The organism is Bartonella sp. AA97HXZ (genome assembly GCF_042196985.1).
Taxonomy (GTDB): Bacteria; Pseudomonadota; Alphaproteobacteria; order Rhizobiales; family Rhizobiaceae; genus Bartonella.
The window spans coordinates 39,428-60,005 of record NZ_JBHIRC010000009.1 but is presented as its reverse complement, the minus strand read 5'-3'; the positions used below and the strand labels follow the sequence as shown (position 1 = coordinate 60,005).

Below are 20,578 nucleotides of genomic sequence, written 5' to 3'. Positions count from 1 at the left end.
GGTTGGCATCTATGTATCATGAATATCTGTCTGGTGTATTTCTGAAATGCAGATACAGCGTAATTGGGGAAAATACAATTGTAAAGATAAAGACAGTGTTTGTCTTTATCACCACTTTATCATTTGGCTTTATAGCTTCCAAGCGTTTCAGGAGTCACCTTTTTAAGATAAGATAGATTATGCAGCACTTCATGCTTTACTGTGTATTCTTTTACTAGGAAGACTAGTTATTGTGTTGCTCTTATAGATTTTTTGAAGAAACATCTCTTTTTATGAAAGGAAAAATACAAGATTTATTGCATACGATTATCCTTATAAAGTTATAAGCTATCATTATTCTATTAGTTTTCAAATGAATAAAATCTCTTTTCTTGAAAAGGCTTATAAAAGAGTTGTTGTATCTTAGAGCTATTGTGTTGTTTTTATTTTGCTTGTTATGTACAAGAAAACAGTTTTTTGGTTTATTATTAAAAGGTTTGGAAAAGAATATTCTCCTATCTTTATAAATCTTTATTTCAAGTTATAAAGTAATGAATTATCAATATAAATCAAATGAATATCACATAAATCTAAAGATTTAGATTAACATCTAATTTATTTATGATAAAATTGCTTTAATATATTGAATTATAATGATAATTTATCGTTTTATCTTTTGAATAAGAGCTACGAATATTCGTAGGGTTTTATTATTTCAAATTCTGTGTATGTTAAATTAATCAAAACCACTCACGAATGTCGTTGTGAAATGGGCTTAAGAGCATTGAGAAATGTTTCTTAAAAAAAGTTATATGAATGTGCAAAACAATGATGTTCTGTTCTTTATGAGAGGACTATAAAGAAAGTGATAAACAAAAGTGCAACGCAATACATAATATTCATTATTTAAAAGATATTACTTTAGTTCGTTTTGAAATTCGTAAAGCTGAGTGAAAGGAAGACGGTAAAACTGGAAATTGTTTTTACCTTTACATTTTCCCTAAATGAGAATGTATACTCGTCAGTATGCACAGATATAGGAAAATATTTTTGTTCTAATCTAGTAAAATTGCAATAGCAGAGAAAATACTAAACTGTTTTAATATTTTTCTTAAATACCTAAAATGGATTGTGGCATTTTTAGAAATCTTTTTACTTGTATCATATATAAGAACTCTTATTGTATTGAAGAGGCATTTTTTGCATAAGATCTATGAAGAGTATCGTTTTTATGAAGCTATGGCTTCATGTAAGGGAATAACATTTTCTCCTTCTCTTTCTGGTGGTTTGATTGTTAAACCACTTGCCTTTAAAAAATTAGAGAAACGTCCCCCTTTATCGATCAATTCTTGAAAGTTTCCTTTTTCCATTAAGTGACCATGATCCAGAAAGAGTATCACATCAGCATTGCGTACTGTTGAGAGGCGATGTGCTATAATAAAAGTAGTACGGTTATGGCTTATGCAATCGAGAGCATCTTTGACACGTGCTTCTGTTTCAACATCAAGAGCGCTTGTTGCTTCATCTAGAATGAGAATAGGGGCATTTTTTAAAACAGCGCGTGCAATTGCTAGTCGCTGTTTTTCTCCACCGGATAATTGAGATCCTCGTTCGCCCACCATTGTGTTATAACAATCAGCTTTTTTTAGAATAAAATCGTGAGCTTCTGCTATTTTTGCTGCTTCATAAAGTTCTTCATTCGTTGCGCTCGCTTTTCCTATTGAAATATTGTCATGAATAGTACGGTTAAAAAGACCCGAGTCTTGAAATACTGTTGCTAGAGATTTGCGTAAAGATTCGCGATTGATTGAGCATATATTTATTCCATCAATGGAGATATGCCCAAGGGTAGGGTCGTATACGCGCTGTAACAGATTGATCAATGTTGTTTTTCCAGCCCCTGTTGGTCCTACAATTGCAACAGTTTGTCCTGCTTTAACCTCAAAGGAAATATCAAAAACACCTTGAGAAGAATTTGGGAATTGATAGGTCACGTGATGAAATTGTATGGCGCCTTTAACATTTTGGAGGGAAGGAAGATTTTGCGGTTCGTTAATATGAAAGGTTGAGTCTTCCATTTCAAAAAATTCTTGCAGTTTTGCTTGTGAGGATATTGCACAATTAATAAAATTGCTCATTTGGTCTAGGCGGCTAATCATGAGTTGTGCAAATCCAACAAAAGCAACGACTTCACCTACTCGTAATTGATCTTTTGCAACAAAAAAAGCTCCAAGGAGAAGAACACAAACGATTGAAATTGTTGAAGCCATTCGATTTAAGCCACTGGCGAGCGCCCACCAATTGAGAACAGGATTTTGTGCTTTAAGCAGAGCATTTGTATGTTGATGTAGTGTAGAAGCTTCTTCTTTTATTCGGTTATAACTTTGTACAATGGAAACATTAGAGATTGAATCACTGACATGTTTAAAAAGGTTATGATGATAGCATTCTACAGCGGCTTGTCCGTCTTTTGTTTTTCGCATCACTAAACGTGCAATTAATACATAGGTGATGGCAAGCACAACCAAGACTATTGAAAGACGCCAATTCATATTAAACGCTATGGGGATGAGAACCAATAAGGCGACAAGCGTTGAGAGATGTTGGCGCATAAAATCAAGCCATATGGTTGACATGGAATCTATTGCGCGCAAAAGTGTATGGAGTGCGTTGGAAGTTCCACGTTGTTGATGCCAAATTAAAGGCATAGCAATGATACGTTCGAAAGATTCCGTTAAAACCGTTAAGCGGCGTCTATGGGCTAAGCGGTCAGCACCGCGAGCAACAAGGACATAAGCAATAATATGTGAAAGTCCAAAACAAACCCAAATGGTAAGAGTAGGAATGATAGCTGATTTTTCTGAAATAGAATCAATAACACGTCCGAATAAAATAGGTTCTGCAATAGTGATAATAGCTAACATAACATTAGCGGTACAGATTAAAAGGGATGCATTTTTTTCTCTATTTAGGTAAGTGAGAACACGTGCATAGGTTTTAAATAAGGACACGGTTAATTATCTCCATTCGCTATTAAGCGTAAAGGCTGTTGATTTTTACAACGCTTAGTTTTTAGCTAATAAAATTTGGACGTTAAGAAAAGGCAATTTTGGATACTAACTGTAATATGGTGTGATAAAACCAACTAAAATATGAATTTTTGTGTTTATAAAGGCGCAAAAATAGATCAATAAAATTATCAGGTAAGGGAATTTTCATGGCAGGCATAGAAATAAAAAAAGTTGAGGCAGATGAAAATGGAATGCGCTTAGATCGCTGGTTTAAAGTGCATTATCCAGGACTTGGTTTTGGAGCTTTGCAAAAATTGTTGCGTTCTGGTCAGATACGGGTTGATAGTGGACGTGTTAAAGCCGATACGCGTCTTTGTATAGGACAGGCTGTTCGTATTCCACCTCTCCCTATTAATGACAAGGAAAGTCTTTCAATAACGGATAAAACACTTCGTGGGCAGGATGATGGGACCGTTTTGAAAAAAATGCTGCTTTATGAAGATCCAAAGGTATTTGTTTTTAATAAACCAGCTGGGTTGGCTGTACAAGGAGGCTCTGGTTTAACTCGTCATATGGATAGTATGCTTGAGGTATGGCGCAATAAAAAAGGTGAAAAGCCGCGTTTGGTTCATCGTCTTGATCGTGAGACGTCGGGTGTGCTTATTGTTGCGCGATCAAGGGGAGCTGCTCAGTTCTTAACTGCTGCTTTTAGAGCGCGAGAAACAAAAAAGACTTATTGGGCGTTGGTTCGGGGTGTGCCTAAAAAAAAGCAAGACAAAATTTCAACGTGGATGGTTAAGGAAATGACTGCACAAGGTGACAAAATGCGTGTTTGTGAACATGGGGAGCCAGATTCACATCATGCGGTTTCCTACTATCGCGTTTTAGATACGCGAGGGCGGGCTCTTTCGTGGCTTGAAATGGAACCCTATACAGGGAGAACACATCAGCTTCGTGTGCATGCAGCCCATATGGATCATCCTATCATTGGCGATACAAAGTATTTTTTTTCTGATAGTAATTGGACATTACCAGGAGGAATTCAAAATCGTCTTCATCTTCATGCACGTCGTATTCGTATTCCGCATCCTTCAGGAGGAATATTGGACATTGTTGCACCTTTACCACCTCATATGGTCCAAAGTTTTAATCTTTTATCTTTTAATGAGAGTGATGCTGAAACCGACTAAACAAACTTCATTTGTTCTTTTTGATTGATACAAATTTTGTCTATAAATTTGATAAGATGAATAGGGCATCATTTGAAGAAAGTTTTTGATAAGTCAATCGCTATGAGAAAATTGTGTTTTTGAGTGATGAAATTTTCGAATATCATGGCTTTCTTTCTACAGTTCTTTATCCATAATTGATTGTATTGTTATTTTTGGATATGGTGTATCATTTAATAATCTGAGTTTATGAAGCTGCTTCTTTGAATTATCTATAGAGGTCATATAGTGGGAAGGCGTGTCTGTTGAGGGAGATGAGTTAGATAAAATCTGAAAGATATTTACTAAAATAGAGAAAGCGATTTTAGTTTTTTTATGGGGAATAATGGAGGCATTTTATAGTAATGCTGAGGAAAAGTAGCCTCTCAAAAATTCCTGTTGTCAAGGAAGTTTGTTTTATTATCAATGTGGTTTGATATGCTTATAGTATAGATTTATGCTTTGTATCTTTGCTTACACAATGAAGCTTTCTTAGCAAAGTTCTCCTTTCAATGAGCAATTATTTTTCTACTTACTTAGTTTATCCAAAAGACTATCGTTCATAAAAGAAGAAATAAGTTTTTAGTATCTTAATGCTGCATTGAAGTGAACTCATCACATTGAAAAAATATCTAGACAAAAAATTGGAGATAAAACGTCAGGCGCGTTTTATTGCTCTAGGGAGGGCTTGAACACTTTTGTTTTTTCTAGTGAACAAAAACAGATATTTATTATGGAAACATTCAAAGGGGGGATAAGTTGAAATGAGGAGTGACTGATGGGATCATTATTGATTGACGTTAATAACGTCTCAAAAATATATCGCAACATTGACAGAGGAATTGGTTTTAAAAACAAGGTCTTTTCTCTCTTCAAGCCGGTTTATACAAATCATCATGTGTTAAAAGATATGAGTTTTACCCTCTTTTCAGGGCAATCGTTAGCAATTCTTGGCCCTAACGGAGCGGGTAAATCGACACTGATTAAAATACTTTCTGGTATACAATACGCTGATGAGGGATGTGTTAAAGTCCTTGGTGTTGATCCTTATAAAGCGAAGAAAAATCTGTTCAAGTCTTTGGGTGTGGTCTTTGGTCACAAGAATTGTTTATGGTGGGATTTGCCCTTACGCTACAGTTTGGATATGGTTCAACCATTATATGGTCTTGAACGCGCCTCTTTTACCCGTGATCTTAAAGAGATCGCTGAGTTGCTGGGTCTTGAGCATATTATGGATAAGCCAGTGCGGATGCTTAGTCTGGGTGAGAGAGTGAAAAGTGAATTGGCATTTAATCTCTCCTTTAAACCTAAACTGTTGTTTCTCGATGAGCCAAGTATTGGTCTTGATATTACATCTAAGCATGAAATCAGGGAGCTTCTTAAAAAACTGAAAAAGGAGCGTGGCACTGGGTATATCATCACAAGTCATGATATGGGAGATATTGATGGATACGTCGATGATATTATTCTTTTGCATAAAGGAAAGAAACAGTTTCATGGTAATCTTCATGCGCTTAAAAGTGTCATTCCTTCTTTGGTGAGAATGACACTTTTTTGTGAACATATGGCTGCACCTTCAGCTGTTGTAGAAAAAATTGATGAGATTGCGTTGAAATTATCTACTCCTTTAAAAGATAAGCACTTTAACGCTGAAGAATGCTCGCTGGAGGTTTCGCTGCCCCGTGAGGATTTTGTGCGTTTTGTACGCGAAATTACAACCGAATTGAACTGTACGTTCTCTGTATCCACTCCCTCGCTTGAAGAGATGCTCCGTGTTAAATTTAAAGAATTTATCTAACCACTGCTTTGGTATGTTTCTTTTTGCCAAGAATGGATTACTCACTGTTCTAAGTGATAGAGCAATGTTTTTTACCGATATTATCATTGGGACACTTTCGCCATTTGTTATTCAACTTCTATTATGGAATGCACTTTTCTCTGATACGGGCAACACCATCAATGGCTTTAGCTTTTATGATATGATGTATTATTATGCTTTTGCTTTAGTCCTAGGTCGCTTAAATAATGGTTATAATGTGATTAAGTTTTTCTCTCATCATGTTAAAGAAGGTCAATTAGAAGTATATCTTACAAAGCCCTTTAGTTATATGACACAAATGCTTTTTACTTTTTTAGGGGAGAGTGTATTATATAGCATCCCGTTATTGGCTCTTTTTGTTGTTAAGCTTGTTTTATCCTATGAAAATATTCTGGGATTGGTCATCGCTTTTCTGTTCTTTTTTCTGGTTGTTATTCTATCACAATTACTTTGTTTTTTACTCTCTTTTGGAATTGCCTTATTAAGCTTTTGGGTGATTGAGTACAATATATTACTCTCTTTCAGTATTCTCAGTTCAACGCTTCTTGGGGGTGTTCTTTTACCACCATCTTTTTGGCCGGTGTGGCTTATTCCGCTTATGCAATTTAATCCTTATCGTTTCATGATATCAGCTCCTGCCGAGTTTTTCGCGACGCAAAATTTAGCGTTGTTTCAGCAGTTTATTTTCGGAAGTTTTACTTCTATTTTGTGTTTTTTATTCTTAATTTATATTGCTTGGAATAAAGGGATGAAAGCATATAATGGAGCAGGTGGTTGAGATGAAAATAATCCTTCATTTTATCATTTTGAATATCCGCCGACAGATTGTTTATGGTAAGAATTTGGCTGGGGAGTTTATTCTTTCTCTATGCTATTATTTTATTCAATTCATATTTATTGATAGAATATCTTCTTTTTCAGGAAAGATTGGTAACTATAGCAGAGATGAAATTCATTTTATCTTTGTTGTCTTTGTTTTACTTGGGATATTTTTGAATATTTTTACTCATTCTATTGAAACGTTTTTTGAAAAAGTAGCGGATGGTAAAATTGAACCCTACTTGATAAAGCCTGTTTCAATCTGGTTGTTGATGTTGTTTGGTTGGTGCAAACCACTTAATCTGATAAAGCTATTTGTTCTTTATGTTAGTGCCTATTTGTTCGTATCATTGCCGGATATGTATGATCTTAAGCTAAGATGGATCTCTTTTATTGTTGCAATATTTTGTGTTTTTATCGTCAATATTTGTTTTTTCATGATGTTTAATTTTGTGACATTTATTATTAGCCGTAAGATGCCTGTCGAATATTTTCATGAAATGATTTACGAGCTTTCATTTGTACCAATAGGAATTTATCCCTCAAGCATTGTAAAATGGCTTTTGTTTATGCTTCCCATGGCTTTTTCTGCTTCCTTGCCTGTGTCATTGTTGCTTGGTAAAGGCGAATGGAATATTGGATATCTTCTGTTGAGCGCTTTTCTTTCCATGGTCATGACTTTCATAAGTTATAAGAAAACAATGCGTAAATTTAATGGATTAGGGGGATGAGATGAAAGTCAGCATGATTATAAAAATAAAAAATTGAGTGAAAATTCTATCGTACTGTAAAATATCGTTATTTATGCTGGCGGTATAAGTCATGTAAAATTTACACATGAGGATTTTTTATTAGACATATTCATGCATAAAATCAGTTGTATTTCTATAGCTATGAACAAAGAATTTACAATAAAAATCAGAGAATTAAATTTCTTGGTTTTAGATCAGTTTTATTTTGAGTTTGGATGGCTGCTTGATGATACAAGCCAATTGTAAGATGGTGTACAATATTAGTAGTGCTTTTTCCTCCGAGCAAAATTTACTTTTGTTGCGTTTATAATGCTAAAAAACTGTCAAAGATGGGTAATTTTTATATGTGCAAAATGTGGTTATTCGTGCGGATTTTGTTGGTACATTCAATATATTATTACGTGGATGAGTTTTTGCTTAAACAATAAGAAAATTGACAGAATAAAGCTTTTAAGTTGCCCGATAGAAAGCTAAGAGCTTCGCCAAACAACATGATAGCAATTATCAAGACAACAATCACATAGAGATTTTTCAGCATGCTGAGCAGTCAAAGTTCAGTTAATAATTGCTTGGAAATAAAAGGATTCACCAATCCAAGCAGGCAAAAACGATGGCAACGCAACTGAGCTCAATAACATAATTAAATATATTTCTTTGTTGCACTTGTAAACCAATAAAATTATAATTGATTTTATTATGAATTTCTTATTTCATGTTATGATTTTATTTAATAGAAAGATAATTATTATGTAATATTTTTATTATTATTATAAATATTATTATTTAATTGAAAATATACAATTTAAATACATACAATATAAACATAATATATTTATATTATTTTAAATAGGTTATTTTAAAAAGTAATTAAATAATATATTATTTTGTAAAAAAATATTTTCTATTTTTTAATTATTAATAAGATCATTTTTCAATTTTTCTTAACAAGGATAAGAGAAAAATGAAGTTTTACATCCTCTTTTACAATAAATAAAAATGATACTTTAATCTTGTGTTACTCTTTAAGCTTAGAGCTATACAGATGTTATTTCTTATCATTAATAAAACTAATGTGATTGATGGCGTAGAGATTACAAAGGGCTAAATTTTTTTCATGTAATTCATATCTTTTACAAGACTTTAAAAATAACACAGAAAAAATGAGAGAGGAAGGAATAGTGAACAAGAGTGATAAGCTTTTTCATTTTCTAGTGTTATGATTACTTTTGTATTTTACGGTTCATTCATTGTATATATGATCAATTCCAAAATTTTTATTTTAAGCTTATAGTGAATCTATATTTTTTTCTGTTATTGAAGTGTTGTAGTGATTGAGATTAAAATATCACAATAGTGAACACTCTGATTTAATAGAGAAGATTGTTTGCTAGCAAATAATCTATCCATATCAACGTTATTTAAATTTTTTTCAAAATATATATCTACGCTAATTTTCGTGATTGATATCTTTTCTAAGATGAAAAGGGGCATGAGCTGATTTGAATATCGATAAATTTTTCGTATCAACTCAAAAAATATACGATCATATAATTTTATGGCTATTCTAGATTATCATTTTGATAAACTGAAGAAGTATAACGATTAGCATTACAAAGGTTTGTGCAAAAATGCTTTTATTGGACATTATTAAATTTTTTATGATTTATATTTTAATCATTTTATCTTGGTTAGAAAGAAGGTGGACTCATTTTTATTTCTCTATTTTATCTTAAAATCGTGGAATTATATTAATGTTAGAAAGTTATAATTGTGGAAGACAATGAACTTTATTAAAATTATTCCATGTTCTGGTAGAAACGCATGGCTGTGAAAACGTTGAAATGTGTAATAGCTTATGGTATTAGATTTAGCGCATTCACCAAAGTTATCCCTTATCTTATCTAATTTAGCTTTTTCAATCAAAGAGTTAAGCTGGTTCTTACGCTAATTGTAGCTGGGGCAAATATTTTTTCTCAATCTATACTAAAGAAAAATATTTTATAAAAATATTTATTTTAATATATTATACAAAAAATAAAAACATTGTATGTAACTAAAAAAACAACATATTGATATTTTTTATATTATAAAATCATAATAATAGTTATGATAATAAAGCTAAATTTATAATAAAAACAATAAAATAACTTTATTTTAATATATTTTTATCTTTAAATTACTCAATGTAAATTACAAATAAAATAATTGACAATCCTTAAATAAACATGTAACGGATATATTGTAAGTGTAATATAATATAAAAATAACAATTAAAATAAAATTATTAATTGAATTTTGTATTATATTTTTATTATCAGAAGATAAATATACTTTATATATAGATAACGGAATGTTTTCTATTTAGAGGGGGCGGTAAAGAAAATTTATTTTACTAAATATTGTAATTAGGTGGTTATGATGAAAATATTCAAGTATTGTATAGTATGTTTTGTTGCAGTAGCGATTTTCTTTTCACAGATTTTAAGAGCCAATGCTGATTCTTTAAATGGTAGATTTCAAAATGCTGGTTTTATTTCTGTAATGACACAGGAAAATAGAGTTATTAAAGCTGTTGATATGATTATTAGCCAGTTTGGAGGACAAGGGGCTGAGAAAAATGTCCAAAAAGTTGCGGGTTTAATGGGGTTGGAGACAGCGATTTTTGGTCTCATCGCATATCTTGTATATTTCTTTACTAGAAAGCCACCGAGTCCTAACAGAGAGACAGGTGGAAGAACATTCGATGCTTTTGCTCATAGTTCATGGGCTTTGAATTAAAAGATATTATCCTTGATAAACTTTGAATTATGCTGTTATTGAATGTTTTATATTAAATAAACCGTGATATTTAATCACGGTTTATTTATTTTTTTTAATCTTAATGACCTTGATAAGTTTATCCTTTTATATCATTAAGATATTGTTTTGTGGATGCCAGTATATGGTGCATTAAATTCAGCTAATCAGTTGCTTTTTAAATTTACTTAAATTTTTTTCTCTTCAAAATGCGCATTTGAGCTAAGTTTGTGGTTGATATTTTTTTTATGATGAAAACGCGAATGCATTAATTGAGATATCCATAAACTTTGTATATCAACTCAAAAAATACAAGGTCACACAATCTTACGACTATTTGTGGGTTTTATGTTGATGAACTGAATAAGTATAGCGATGCGTCTTACAAATATTTGCAACAATGCTTTTATTGGAATCTTTTAATCTCTTTGTGGTTTACAATTCATTTTATCATTTTATCTTAAGCAAAGAGAATGTGGATTCATTTCTATTTCTCTATTTTATCTGAGAAGGGTGGAGTTATACGAATGTCAAAAAAAGTCATGATCGTGGAAGATAATGAGCTTAATATGAAGTTATTTCGCGATCTTGTAGAAGCGAGTGGTTATGAAACCGTTGAAACGCGTAATGGTCTTATGGCATTAGATTTGGCGCGTTCATCAATGCCATCTCTTATCCTTGTGGATATCCAGTTGCCAGAGGTCTCTGGAATAGATGTTATTAAACAATTAAAAGAAGATGAAGAACTTCGATTAATCCCCGTTGTTGCTGTAACAGCTTTTGCTATGAAAGGCGATGAGGAGCGAATTCGTGCCAGTGGATGTGAAGAATATATGTCAAAGCCTATTTCTGTCCCTCATTTTATTACAATGGTAAAGCATTTCTTGGACTAAAGCTTGTTAAGTGATGATAGAAAAAATATTGAAAAGCTTATAAGATTGCTAAAGTTGTCGCGTAAATATTTTTGTGCTTTAGCACGTCGATATATTACAAGTTAGTAAAACAGATTTAAAAAATTGAAACTGAAGTTTTGAATTTTTTCGGTCTATTTTTCTTGCCTTTTATCTTAAGAGAAGAGGTTGTTTTGCATTCTTGTTTTTTCTAATCGGTATAGATTTGTTCCTACATTCATCTAAAAGTCTGTTTTAGCAGTTTAAAAAAGCCCCGTTTTTGTCCGAGGCTTTATGCATTGCAAAAATTGAAATTAACGCTTTGAGAATTGGAAAGAACGACGTGCTTTTGCTTTACCGTATTTTTTACGTTCAACAACACGACTATCACGGGTAAGAAACCCACCTTTTTTCAAGATTGAGCGAAGTTCTGGTTCGTAATAGGTTAAAGCTTTGGAAATGCCATGGCGCACTGCACCGGCTTGTCCAGAAAGACCACCGCCTGCAACGGTTGCAATAATATCAAACTGGGTATCCCTATTTGTTGCAACAATTGGTTGACGAAGAATCATTCTAAGAACAGGACGAGCAAAATATTTGTCAAATTCCTTATTGTTGATCGTGATTTTTCCAGAACCTGGTTTAATCCATACACGCGCAACAGCGTCTTTACGCTTTCCTGTTGCGTAAGCACGTCCTTGTGAATCAAGCTTCTGCACGTGAACAGGAACAACATTTTCATGTGTTTCTGTAATACTTGTTACTATGCTAAGCTCAGAAAGAGAATTAATTTCAGCCATAATCAAGCAATCCTTTTGTTTTTGCGGTTTAAAGCACCAACGTCAAGAGATTCAGGCTGTTGTGCTTCATGTGGATGTTGGCTTCCAGCGTAAACACGTAGATTCTTCAATTGACGGCGACCAAGGGGCCCTCGAGGAATCATGCGCTCTACTGCTTTTTCAATAACGCGTTCGGGAAAACGCCCCTCAAGAAGTTGACGTGCTGTACGTTGTTTGATTCCACCAATATAGCCGGTATGCCAATAATATTTTTTATCCGTATATTTTTTGCCAGTGAGAGCTATTTTATCTGCATTAATGACAATAACGTTGTCACCATCATCAACATGTGGAGTAAATGTAGCTTTATGTTTGCCACGTAAGCGGTTAGCAACAAATGTGGCAAGACGACCCAAAACAAGGTTTTCTGCGTCAATAATAACCCATTTTTTCACCACTTCAGTTGGCTTTTGTGAAAAAGTTGCCATAGAAGTATCCTTTATTAGAACCCTTTTAATATAAGGGAATTTTTACTGTTTTGCGTTGAAAATTGTTACCATAGCGAAATATTTAACGCATACTACTTGCTCTGATATAATGTCTTTTGATTGACGTCAAGAGAAAATAAAAACTTTATAAAACAACATGTTACAAGAAAGGTATTATAATACCCCATTAAAAGAAGTTTGTAGACCATTTAAACTTAAAATGAATGTTGCAAAAGACTATTTTATCTTTAACGCATGATTGTCTTTTATCGTTCTTCATTATAAAATAAGAAATAATGCAGTGGTCTCGTTATTTTCTCAATGTTGAATCTTCTGCTTGTGGTCAAGCTTGGTTAGATGCCCTTGATGTTCAAGGGATAAATAACGCGCGCGCTATTTCTCAAAAATTTGGCTTTCCAGATCAGTTAGCTCGAGTACTTTCAGCAAGAGATGTGGATGAAGCTGAGGCTGTTGCTTTTATTAATCCAACATTACGTACGCTTATGCCTGATCCAGAAAGTTTTAGGGATATGCAATGCGCTGCAGAGCGTATTGTTAAGGCTCTTCTCAATCAAGAACAGGTTGCTGTTTTTGGTGATTATGATGTTGATGGTGCTTGTTCATCGGCACTCATAGCGCGTTTTTTTCGTTATTTTGGTATTGAAGTCAAAATTTATATTCCTGATCGTATTGTTGAAGGCTATGGTCCGAATGAACAAGCAATGAGGATGCTTGTGCAAGAAGGCGCTCGGTTAATTATCACTGTTGATTGTGGCGCAAACAGTCCAGATGCCGTAAAAGCAGCGAGGCTTGCTGGTGCTGATGTTGTGATTTTAGATCATCATCAAATGTCAGAGATTCATCAAGAAGCTATTGCTCTTGTCAATCCTAATCGTCCTGATGATTTTTCTAAACAGGGGCATTTATGTGCAGCTGGCGTTGTTTTTGTTACGTTAGCTTGGGTTCATCATTTGCTGCGGAAAAAACAATTCCAAGGACCGCTGCCTGATCTTTTAAGTATGCTTGATCTTGTTGCATTGGCAACCATATGTGATGTCGTTCCATTACAGGGGGTTAACCGTGCTTTTGTGTTAAAAGGGCTTCAAGTTGCTCGTTCTATGCATAATCTAGGAATAACAGCTTTAACAAAGGTTGCACGAATAGGGGAGCCGCTTAATAGTTTTCATTTAGGTTTTTTATTAGGTCCTAGAATTAATGCAGGAGGGCGCATTGGTGATCAAGCTTTGGGAGCACGTTTGCTTAGCTGTGAGAATAAAGATGAAGCGGACAGAATAGCAGAACAATTAGATCGGCTTAATCAAGAACGCCAAGAAATGGAGAATATTCAATTAGCACAAGCGGAATCCTATATTGCTTCTCTTTATCAAGGTCAAGAAACACCATTGTCACTTGTCATTTCTCATAAAGAATGGCATCCGGGGATTATTGGTATTCTTGCTTCCCGCCTCAAAGAGCGTTTTTTTTGTCCTGTTTTTGCTATTGCTTTGAAAGAAGATGGAAATGGCGTAGGGTCGGGACGCTCAATTAATGGTATAGATTTAGGAGCAATCGTTCGTGAAGCTGTTACATTAAATTTATTAGAAAAAGGAGGGGGGCATAGTATGGCAGCAGGAATTACAATTCAATCAACAAAAATTGAAATTTTTCGAAAATGGCTAGAAGAAAAAGTTTCTTTAATGGTTTCACAGTTGCGTGCAAAAAAATCTCTTAGTATAGATGGTTCTCTTTCTGCTTCTGGTGTTAATGAAGCGCTGTTTGAATTGCTTGAAAAAGCAGGGCCATTTGGGGCAGGGAATGCAACACCTGTTTTTGTTCTTCCCTCTCATCGACTGGTGAATCTATCTGAAGTTGGTAAAGGACATCTTCGCCTCATTGTATCTAATGTTGAAGGAAAAAAACTACAAGGAATAGCTTTTCGTGCTGTAGGGACATCGCTAGGTGATTTTCTTTTTGAAAATATTGGTGAAATGATTCATTTAGCTGGTCATCTTAGTTTGAATTATTGGAATGGAACGATCAATCCGCAACTGCGCGTGATTGACGCAGCTGCAGTGGTTTGAAAGGGATATTTTTTATATTAGATGTCTAGATTAGAAGCAAAAGTAGAGTTTTCTTGTATGAAACGAAATCGTGCTTCTGGTTTTGTTCCCATGAGACTTTCTACAGTCTTTTTCGTTTCTTGCATTTCCACGGCATCAATAGAAACACGAAGCAATGTACGTTTTTGAGGATGCATAGTCGTTTCTTTAAGTTGTTCTGCGCGCATTTCACCCAGCCCTTTAAAACGCCCGATTTCGATTTTAGCTTTTCCAGTAAATTCAGTTTTGAGCAATTCATCCTTATGAATGTCGTCACGAGCATAAGCAACTTTTCCTCCTTGCGATATTCTATAAAGGGGAGGGACGGCAAGATATAAATGTCCCTGATGAATAAGGTCAGGCATTTCTTGAAAGAAGAAGGTAATGAGCAGTGACGCAATATGAGCACCATCAACATCAGCATCTGTCATGATGATAATACGTTCATATCTGAGATCTTTTTCACGATACTTGGAGCGTGTTCCACATCCAAGAGCAAGGATCAGATCGCTAATTGTTTGGCTTGAGTTCATTTTTTCATGTGCAGCACTGGCGACATTTAAGATTTTACCACGAAGAGGTAAAATTGCTTGGTTTGCTCTATTTCTTGCTTGTTTAGCAGATCCTCCTGCAGAATCCCCTTCAACAATGAATAGTTCAGCACCCACAGCATGGTTCTGGCTACAATCTGCAAGTTTACCGGGCAGACGTAATTTACGGACAGCAGTTTTTCGACTTATTTCTCTATCTTGGCGTCGTCTAACACGTTCTTCAGCACGTTCGATAACCCAATCGAGAAGTTTTGTTGCTTCTTGTGGGGAATTTGCTAACCAATGATCAAAAGGATCGCGGATTGCATTCTCAACGATACGCTGTGCTTCAATGGTTGCTAATCGATCTTTTGTTTGTCCAACAAATTCAGGGTTACTGATAAAGACTGAAAGTATTGCGGCTGTTGAAATCATAATATCGTCAGACGTAATAATCGTTGCGCGCTTGTTTCCTATTAACTCAGCGTAGGATTTCAATCCACGCAAAAGAGCTTGACGTAATCCTATTTCATGTGTTCCGCCTTCTCCTGTAGGAATCGTATTGCAGTAAGATTGCACACAAGAATCACCACCATGCCAAGCGATAGCCCACTCAACGGAGCCATGGCCATTATTGTGTTGTGTTTTGCCAGAAAAAATTTCTGACGTTACTCGATATTCATCTTTTAGTGACGAAAGTAAATAGTCTTTAAGCCCATCGGGAAAATGAAAAACAGCTTTTTCAGGAATATTTTTTGCGCCTTCAAGTATGACGGGATCACAAGACCAGCGAATTTTTACGCCACCAAAAAGATAGGCTTTGGAGCATGTCATCTTATAGATTTTTTCTGGATCAAAAGCTGCTTTTTCACCAAAAATTTCATGATCAGGATGAAAACGAACGCGTGTACCACGACGATTATAAACATCTCCCAGATCTTCCAATCCAGATTGAGGAATACCGCGTGAGAAACGTTGGCGGTAAAGTTTTCGTTCTCGTGCAACTTCAACTTCCATATCATCAGAAAGAGCATTGACGACAGAAATTCCTACTCCATGAAGTCCACCTGCAGTTTGATAAGCCTTTCCATCAAATTTTCCCCCTGAGTGGAGTTGTGTCATAATAACTTCAAGAGTCGATTTCTCAGGCATTTGAGGATGATTTTCAACAGGAATACCGCGTCCATTATCTGTAACGGTTATATAACCGTTCCTATCTAATGAGACCTCAATAGAATCTGCATAACCCGCAACAGCTTCATCCATCGCGTTATCAATAATTTCGGCAAATAAATGATGAAGCGCTTTACTGTCTGTTCCACCAATATACATTCCAGGGCGTAAACGTACCGGCTCTAAACCCTCAAGAACTCGAATAGAGAGGGCATTATAGTCATCTTCTTGCGTATCTTTTGCACTTTTTCTTGAAATCATCGCGTTTGATTTCATTGGAGACTGCAGAGTGTTTTCTTTTGTATTTACCCGAGATTGGGCTTTATTTAAAACACTAAAAAGATCCTTTTTGTTATCGCTCATAGCGTTTAACTATCCACCTCATAAAATCAAATATTTATTAAAATAATTTTATGCCTGTTTTTTATTTAAAAATCAATGCACTTAGGAAACATCGATTGTTGGACCAAAAATTTTTTCAAAAGCGTGTTTGAGAGCAATATCAATATCATGCATTGCTACAGGGCAACCTAGATCAAGAAAGCTTGTTACACCGTGGTTTGTAATTCCACAAGGAACAATTCCTGAATAATGGGCTAAATTAGGATTAACATTGATAGAAACTCCATGAAAACTTATCCATTTGCGCACTCGAATGCCAATAGCTGCAATTTTATCTTCGGAAGAAAGATCATTTTGTTTTGATGGGCAATGAGACTGTTTAACCCAGACACCAACGCGATCTTCTCTGCGTTCGCCTTTAATATTAAAGTTGGCAAGCATCTGTATGATCCATTCTTCTAATGCACTAATGAAAGCACGAATGTCTTGTTTCCGGCGTTTAAGATCAAGCATGATATAAGCAATACGCTGTCCTGGACCGTGATATGTAAATTCACCTCCACGTCCTGCTTCATAAACAGGGAATAAATTAGGCGCCAAAAGATCTTTTTTATTTGCACTCGTTCCCGCTGTATAAAGGGAAGGGTGTTCGAGAAGCCAAACTTGTTCATGCGCAGTTTTTGCAAGAATTTTTTCTACACGTTCTTGCATATAACGCAGAGCTTCAGGATACTCAACTAGATGATCGCTTATTTTCCATTCGACGGGTGGATTTTCTAGAATTGCATTAAAATGATGTGATAAGTGATTACGATCTGTATGTTTCAATTCACATGTCATGGGTAATATTTATCTTGATGTTTGAGTTTATTTTGTAATCAATAAAAGTGATTACAGAGTAAGGTATAGAATTGTTGAATAAAAGAGAATACGTTCATAAATTTTATCTTAAGAAGATTTGCTACGCTTAAAAATCCACGTTCCTTTTACCATCTTCCTGTTGCACCACCACCACCTGATGATCCACCACCACCCCTAAATCCCCCTCCACCTCGAGGACCACCGAACCTTCCACCAGGATATCTGCCACCGGCACTTAAGTTAAGAAACCAAGGTGTGAAGATGATCCCCAGCCAGAGATACTTTTGTGGACCCACTTTTTTACCAAAAATCATTGCAAGAATGGGCAAACCAACGACTATAAAGAGAATGAGAAACATAATTGCATTGATTACCATTTCTTCTTTTTCAGCTTGTTTACGTTGTTCTTCAACGATTTTAGCTTTTTCTTTGATGCGAAAAGTAAAATCAGAATCACTTTCTGTAATAACTTTGATAATTGCATCAACTGCTTCAGCAATTCCTTTTTGATAATTTCCTTCGCGAAAATTAGGAATCATGAAGCTATTAATAATGACAGAGGAAAGAGCATCTGTTAGCTCTCCTTCCAAACCATATCCAACTTCGATACGTGCTGTGCGTTCATTCGGTGCAATGACCAGTAATACACCATTATTGATCTTCTTTTGGCCTAATCCCCATGTACGAAAAAGAGAATTGCTGTACGTTTCTATATCGTTGCCCGAAAGAGTAGGGAGTGTTACAAGAACAATTTGATCTCCCGTTTTCTCTTCGAGTGCTGCCAGTTTTTTTGTTAAGTCTTCCTTGGTTGCATTATCGAGCAAATGAGCCACATCATTAACATAACCTGTTAAATGAGGAAATTTTATTTGCGAACAAGCGATACTTCCCAATGCAGCAACTAAATACAGAGAGCAGATAAAAGCCCATAATTTTGGAAATACAATACGTTGCAAAGAGTATCGAAATGATTTCATTAATTAAAATTAACCTTTGGTGTTTGTTGGCTATCTGTATCGATGGTAAAAGTTGGCATGGGTTTAGCATCGCGAAACCATAACTTTGCCCAAATCATCGTCGGCATTGTTTTGAGTGCAGTATTGTAGGCACGTACTGTTTCAATATAATCGCGGCGCGCAACGGAAATACGGTTTTCTGTTCCTTCTAATTGTGATTGAAGAGCAAGAAAGTTTTGGTTTGCTTTAAGATCCGGATAGTTTTCAACAACAGCCATAAGTCGCGAAAGTGCACTTGATAAATTTGCTTGATTTTTGAGATATTGCTGCATAATTTCTGGATTATTCAACATATCTGCATTAATGTTGACTTGTGTTGCTTTAGCACGTGCTTCAATTACATTTGTGAAAACACTTTGTTCATGAGCTGCGTAAGCTTTAACTGTTTCTACAAGATTGGGGATGAGATCTATACGACGTTGATATTGATTGAGCACTTCACTCCATGCTGCATGTGCTTTTTCTTCATTTGTTGGTATCGTATTAAATCCGCACCCACTTAAAAATGGCACTAACCATGCCAAAAGAATCACGATTGGAAATTTTTTTAATATTTTAAACATTGAAGAAGTTTGTACATTTAACATAAAGATGTCTCCACAGATATTTTATGTATTATATAGGGTTTATTTTCTTGGTGGAAAGTATTTTGAACTTTATAAACAGGCGTATTTATCAATAAATTGATATCTCTCTGCGTTTTAGGTACGCTTAAGTGACTTGTTGATATTAAAATAATAATAGTAATATAGATGTCATCTTATAAAAGATCAATAATATTAATATTAATTATTATTACAGAAAATTATATTATTTTCGTAGGAGTTTTGGGTTTCAAAATGTGCAGATAATAACTGGAAAAGAGAAAAATGTAAGGATCAATTTTATAGAAAAATAGAAGGTAAGGGCAGTTCCTATTTTCTTCCTTTAGAAGTTATGCTTAACGTATTGGATAAAAAGACTTTTTAATTATGTATATCAGCAACTGTAAGGAGAGACAAAGTCCTATGATAGAAAGTGTTCAGCGGCAAAGTGAAAAGTTTGATGGATTGGCTAATGATTATGATCGTTATCGTCCTCGCTATCCCCTTACTTTATTTAAAACCATGCTCTTTCCTTTTAAGAACAAAAAGAATTTGTCCATCGTGGATATAGGCGCTGGGACAGGCATCGCATTAGAGGGGATTGTTAAATTTTTAGGCAACGAGCACCAATATCATGCTATTGATGTATCGGAAGATATGATTAAGCAGGGACGAAGAAAATTTCCGAACGTGCGGTGGTATCAGGGCCGAGCCGAAGATCTATTGCCTCAAATAGGCAAGGTAGATCTTATCGTTGCAGCTCAGGCATTTCAATGGATGGATCGCCCTAAATTGCTTTGCGTTATTTCAGATCAACTTCGGGTCAATGGTGTCATGGCGGTTATTCAAAATAATCGTGATTTCAAGCATAGCGAATTTCTAGAGGCTTATGAGACATTGTTAGAGAAGATGAGTCCAAATTATTCCCGTTATTATCGTAATTTTGATTTTTTACAGGAAATGAGTGATGGCTTTGGGGTAGATCCAGAAAAGATTTCTTTTCATACGCACAATTGGACGATGATGATCCCATCTGAAGCTTTTATTGGAATGAGCCGCTCTTCAACGCAAGTGCAACGCGCTATTGCTTGCTATGGGGAAGAATATTTGCGGCAATTGGTCGCATTGATAAAGAAATATGAAGTGCAAGGCAATTTGGAGCTTTTGTATCAAAGTGAGCTCTATATGTATGCAGGATAATCCGATATCGATGATTGCTTTTGCTCTTTTAACACATCAGAGTGGGCGGTATTCAGAAAATTAACGCCTTATTAAGTCAGACTTTGAGAGAGAAAGGTTTTTTCTTCTTCAGCATTCACATTGACATCTTATTACCGCTGATTTTCATTGTTCATTTAATATGAGAGAGTTTAAATAGAAAACTTATGCTCTGCATTATAGCATCGAAGCGCTTTCTTTACTGCAGTTTAAC

At 34.9% G+C, this 20,578-nt stretch carries 15 protein-coding genes; 8 read left to right on the top strand and 7 right to left on the bottom strand.

The features are described from left to right. Positions 1-1,208 precede the first annotated feature (1,208 nt). Positions 1,209-2,990: a glucan ABC transporter ATP-binding protein/ permease gene (locus ACFINE_RS06310; RefSeq protein WP_375621429.1), complete on the bottom strand. Its 1,782-nt coding sequence runs from the start codon at positions 2,988-2,990 to the stop codon at positions 1,209-1,211. 206 nt (positions 2,991-3,196) lie between these two features. Here ACFINE_RS06310 and ACFINE_RS06305 point away from each other — a divergent pair, with 206 nt between their 5' ends. The 6 genes from ACFINE_RS06305 (at position 3,197) to ACFINE_RS06280 (ending at position 11,277) form a co-directional block, all read left to right on the top strand. After that, the gene (locus tag ACFINE_RS06305; protein ID WP_375621428.1) at positions 3,197-4,180 is read left to right on the top strand and encodes an RluA family pseudouridine synthase; all 984 of its coding nucleotides are present in this window, start codon (positions 3,197-3,199) and stop codon (positions 4,178-4,180) included. A 796-nt stretch (positions 4,181-4,976) separates the two neighbouring features. Further along, a complete protein-coding gene (locus ACFINE_RS06300) occupies positions 4,977-5,996 on the top strand; it encodes an ATP-binding cassette domain-containing protein (protein ID WP_375621427.1) in 1,020 nt (339 codons plus the stop codon). Further along, a complete protein-coding gene (locus ACFINE_RS06295; RefSeq protein ID WP_375621426.1) occupies positions 5,971-6,795 on the top strand; it encodes an ABC-2 family transporter protein in 825 nt (274 codons plus the stop codon). Before ACFINE_RS06300 ends, ACFINE_RS06295 begins: the two co-directional genes overlap by 26 nt. Next, entirely contained in the window at positions 6,779-7,567 is a 789-nt protein-coding gene (locus ACFINE_RS06290; protein ID WP_375621425.1) for an ABC-2 family transporter protein, read from the top strand. The genes ACFINE_RS06295 and ACFINE_RS06290 overlap by 17 nt, the downstream gene beginning before the upstream one ends. Before the next feature lie 2,439 nt (positions 7,568-10,006). Further along, complete coding sequence (locus ACFINE_RS06285; protein ID WP_375621449.1) at positions 10,007-10,366, top strand: hypothetical protein; 360 nt, start codon at positions 10,007-10,009, stop codon at positions 10,364-10,366. 545 nt (positions 10,367-10,911) lie between these two features. Then, positions 10,912-11,277 (top strand): response regulator, encoded by a 366-nt coding sequence (locus tag ACFINE_RS06280; protein WP_375621424.1) that lies wholly within the window; start codon positions 10,912-10,914, stop codon positions 11,275-11,277. A 311-nt stretch (positions 11,278-11,588) separates the two neighbouring features. On the opposite strand, the gene rpsI is transcribed toward ACFINE_RS06280, so the two are convergent. Next, positions 11,589-12,074 carry a 30S ribosomal protein S9 gene (gene rpsI / locus ACFINE_RS06275; RefSeq protein ID WP_015856545.1) on the bottom strand — a complete coding sequence of 162 codons (486 nt, stop codon included), beginning with the start codon at positions 12,072-12,074 and terminating at the stop codon, positions 11,589-11,591. 2 nt (positions 12,075-12,076) lie between these two features. Beyond that, positions 12,077-12,541, bottom strand: coding sequence for a 50S ribosomal protein L13 (rplM, locus tag ACFINE_RS06270; protein ID WP_015856544.1), 465 nt, complete (start codon positions 12,539-12,541; stop codon positions 12,077-12,079). 296 nt (positions 12,542-12,837) lie between these two features. On the opposite strand from rplM, the gene recJ reads away from it, so the two are divergent. Further along, a complete protein-coding gene (gene recJ / locus ACFINE_RS06265; RefSeq protein ID WP_375621423.1) occupies positions 12,838-14,622 on the top strand; it encodes a single-stranded-DNA-specific exonuclease RecJ in 1,785 nt (594 codons plus the stop codon). Positions 14,623-14,639: 17 nt separating this feature from the next. Here the strand turns inward: recJ and parE are convergent, their stop codons facing one another. From parE to ACFINE_RS06245, 4 genes are all read right to left on the bottom strand, one after another. Next, positions 14,640-16,706, bottom strand: coding sequence for a DNA topoisomerase IV subunit B (gene parE, locus ACFINE_RS06260; protein ID WP_375621422.1), 2,067 nt, complete (start codon positions 16,704-16,706; stop codon positions 14,640-14,642). Between the two features lie 81 nt (positions 16,707-16,787). Beyond that, on the bottom strand, positions 16,788-17,525 hold the full coding sequence (lipB, locus tag ACFINE_RS06255; protein ID WP_375613128.1) for a lipoyl(octanoyl) transferase LipB: 738 nt from the start codon (positions 17,523-17,525) through the stop codon (positions 16,788-16,790). 146 nt (positions 17,526-17,671) lie between these two features. After that, positions 17,672-18,523, bottom strand: a complete 852-nt coding sequence (locus ACFINE_RS06250; RefSeq protein WP_375621421.1) for a TPM domain-containing protein — start codon at positions 18,521-18,523, stop codon at positions 17,672-17,674. Further along, positions 18,523-19,149, bottom strand: coding sequence for a LemA family protein (locus ACFINE_RS06245; protein ID WP_375621420.1), 627 nt, complete (start codon positions 19,147-19,149; stop codon positions 18,523-18,525). Before ACFINE_RS06245 ends, ACFINE_RS06250 begins: the two co-directional genes overlap by 1 nt. A gap of 420 nt (positions 19,150-19,569) precedes the next feature. Between ACFINE_RS06245 and ACFINE_RS06240 the strand changes: the two genes are divergently transcribed. Further along, entirely contained in the window at positions 19,570-20,346 is a 777-nt protein-coding gene (locus tag ACFINE_RS06240; protein WP_375621419.1) for a class I SAM-dependent methyltransferase, read from the top strand. The last annotated feature ends 232 nt before the right edge of the window (positions 20,347-20,578 follow it).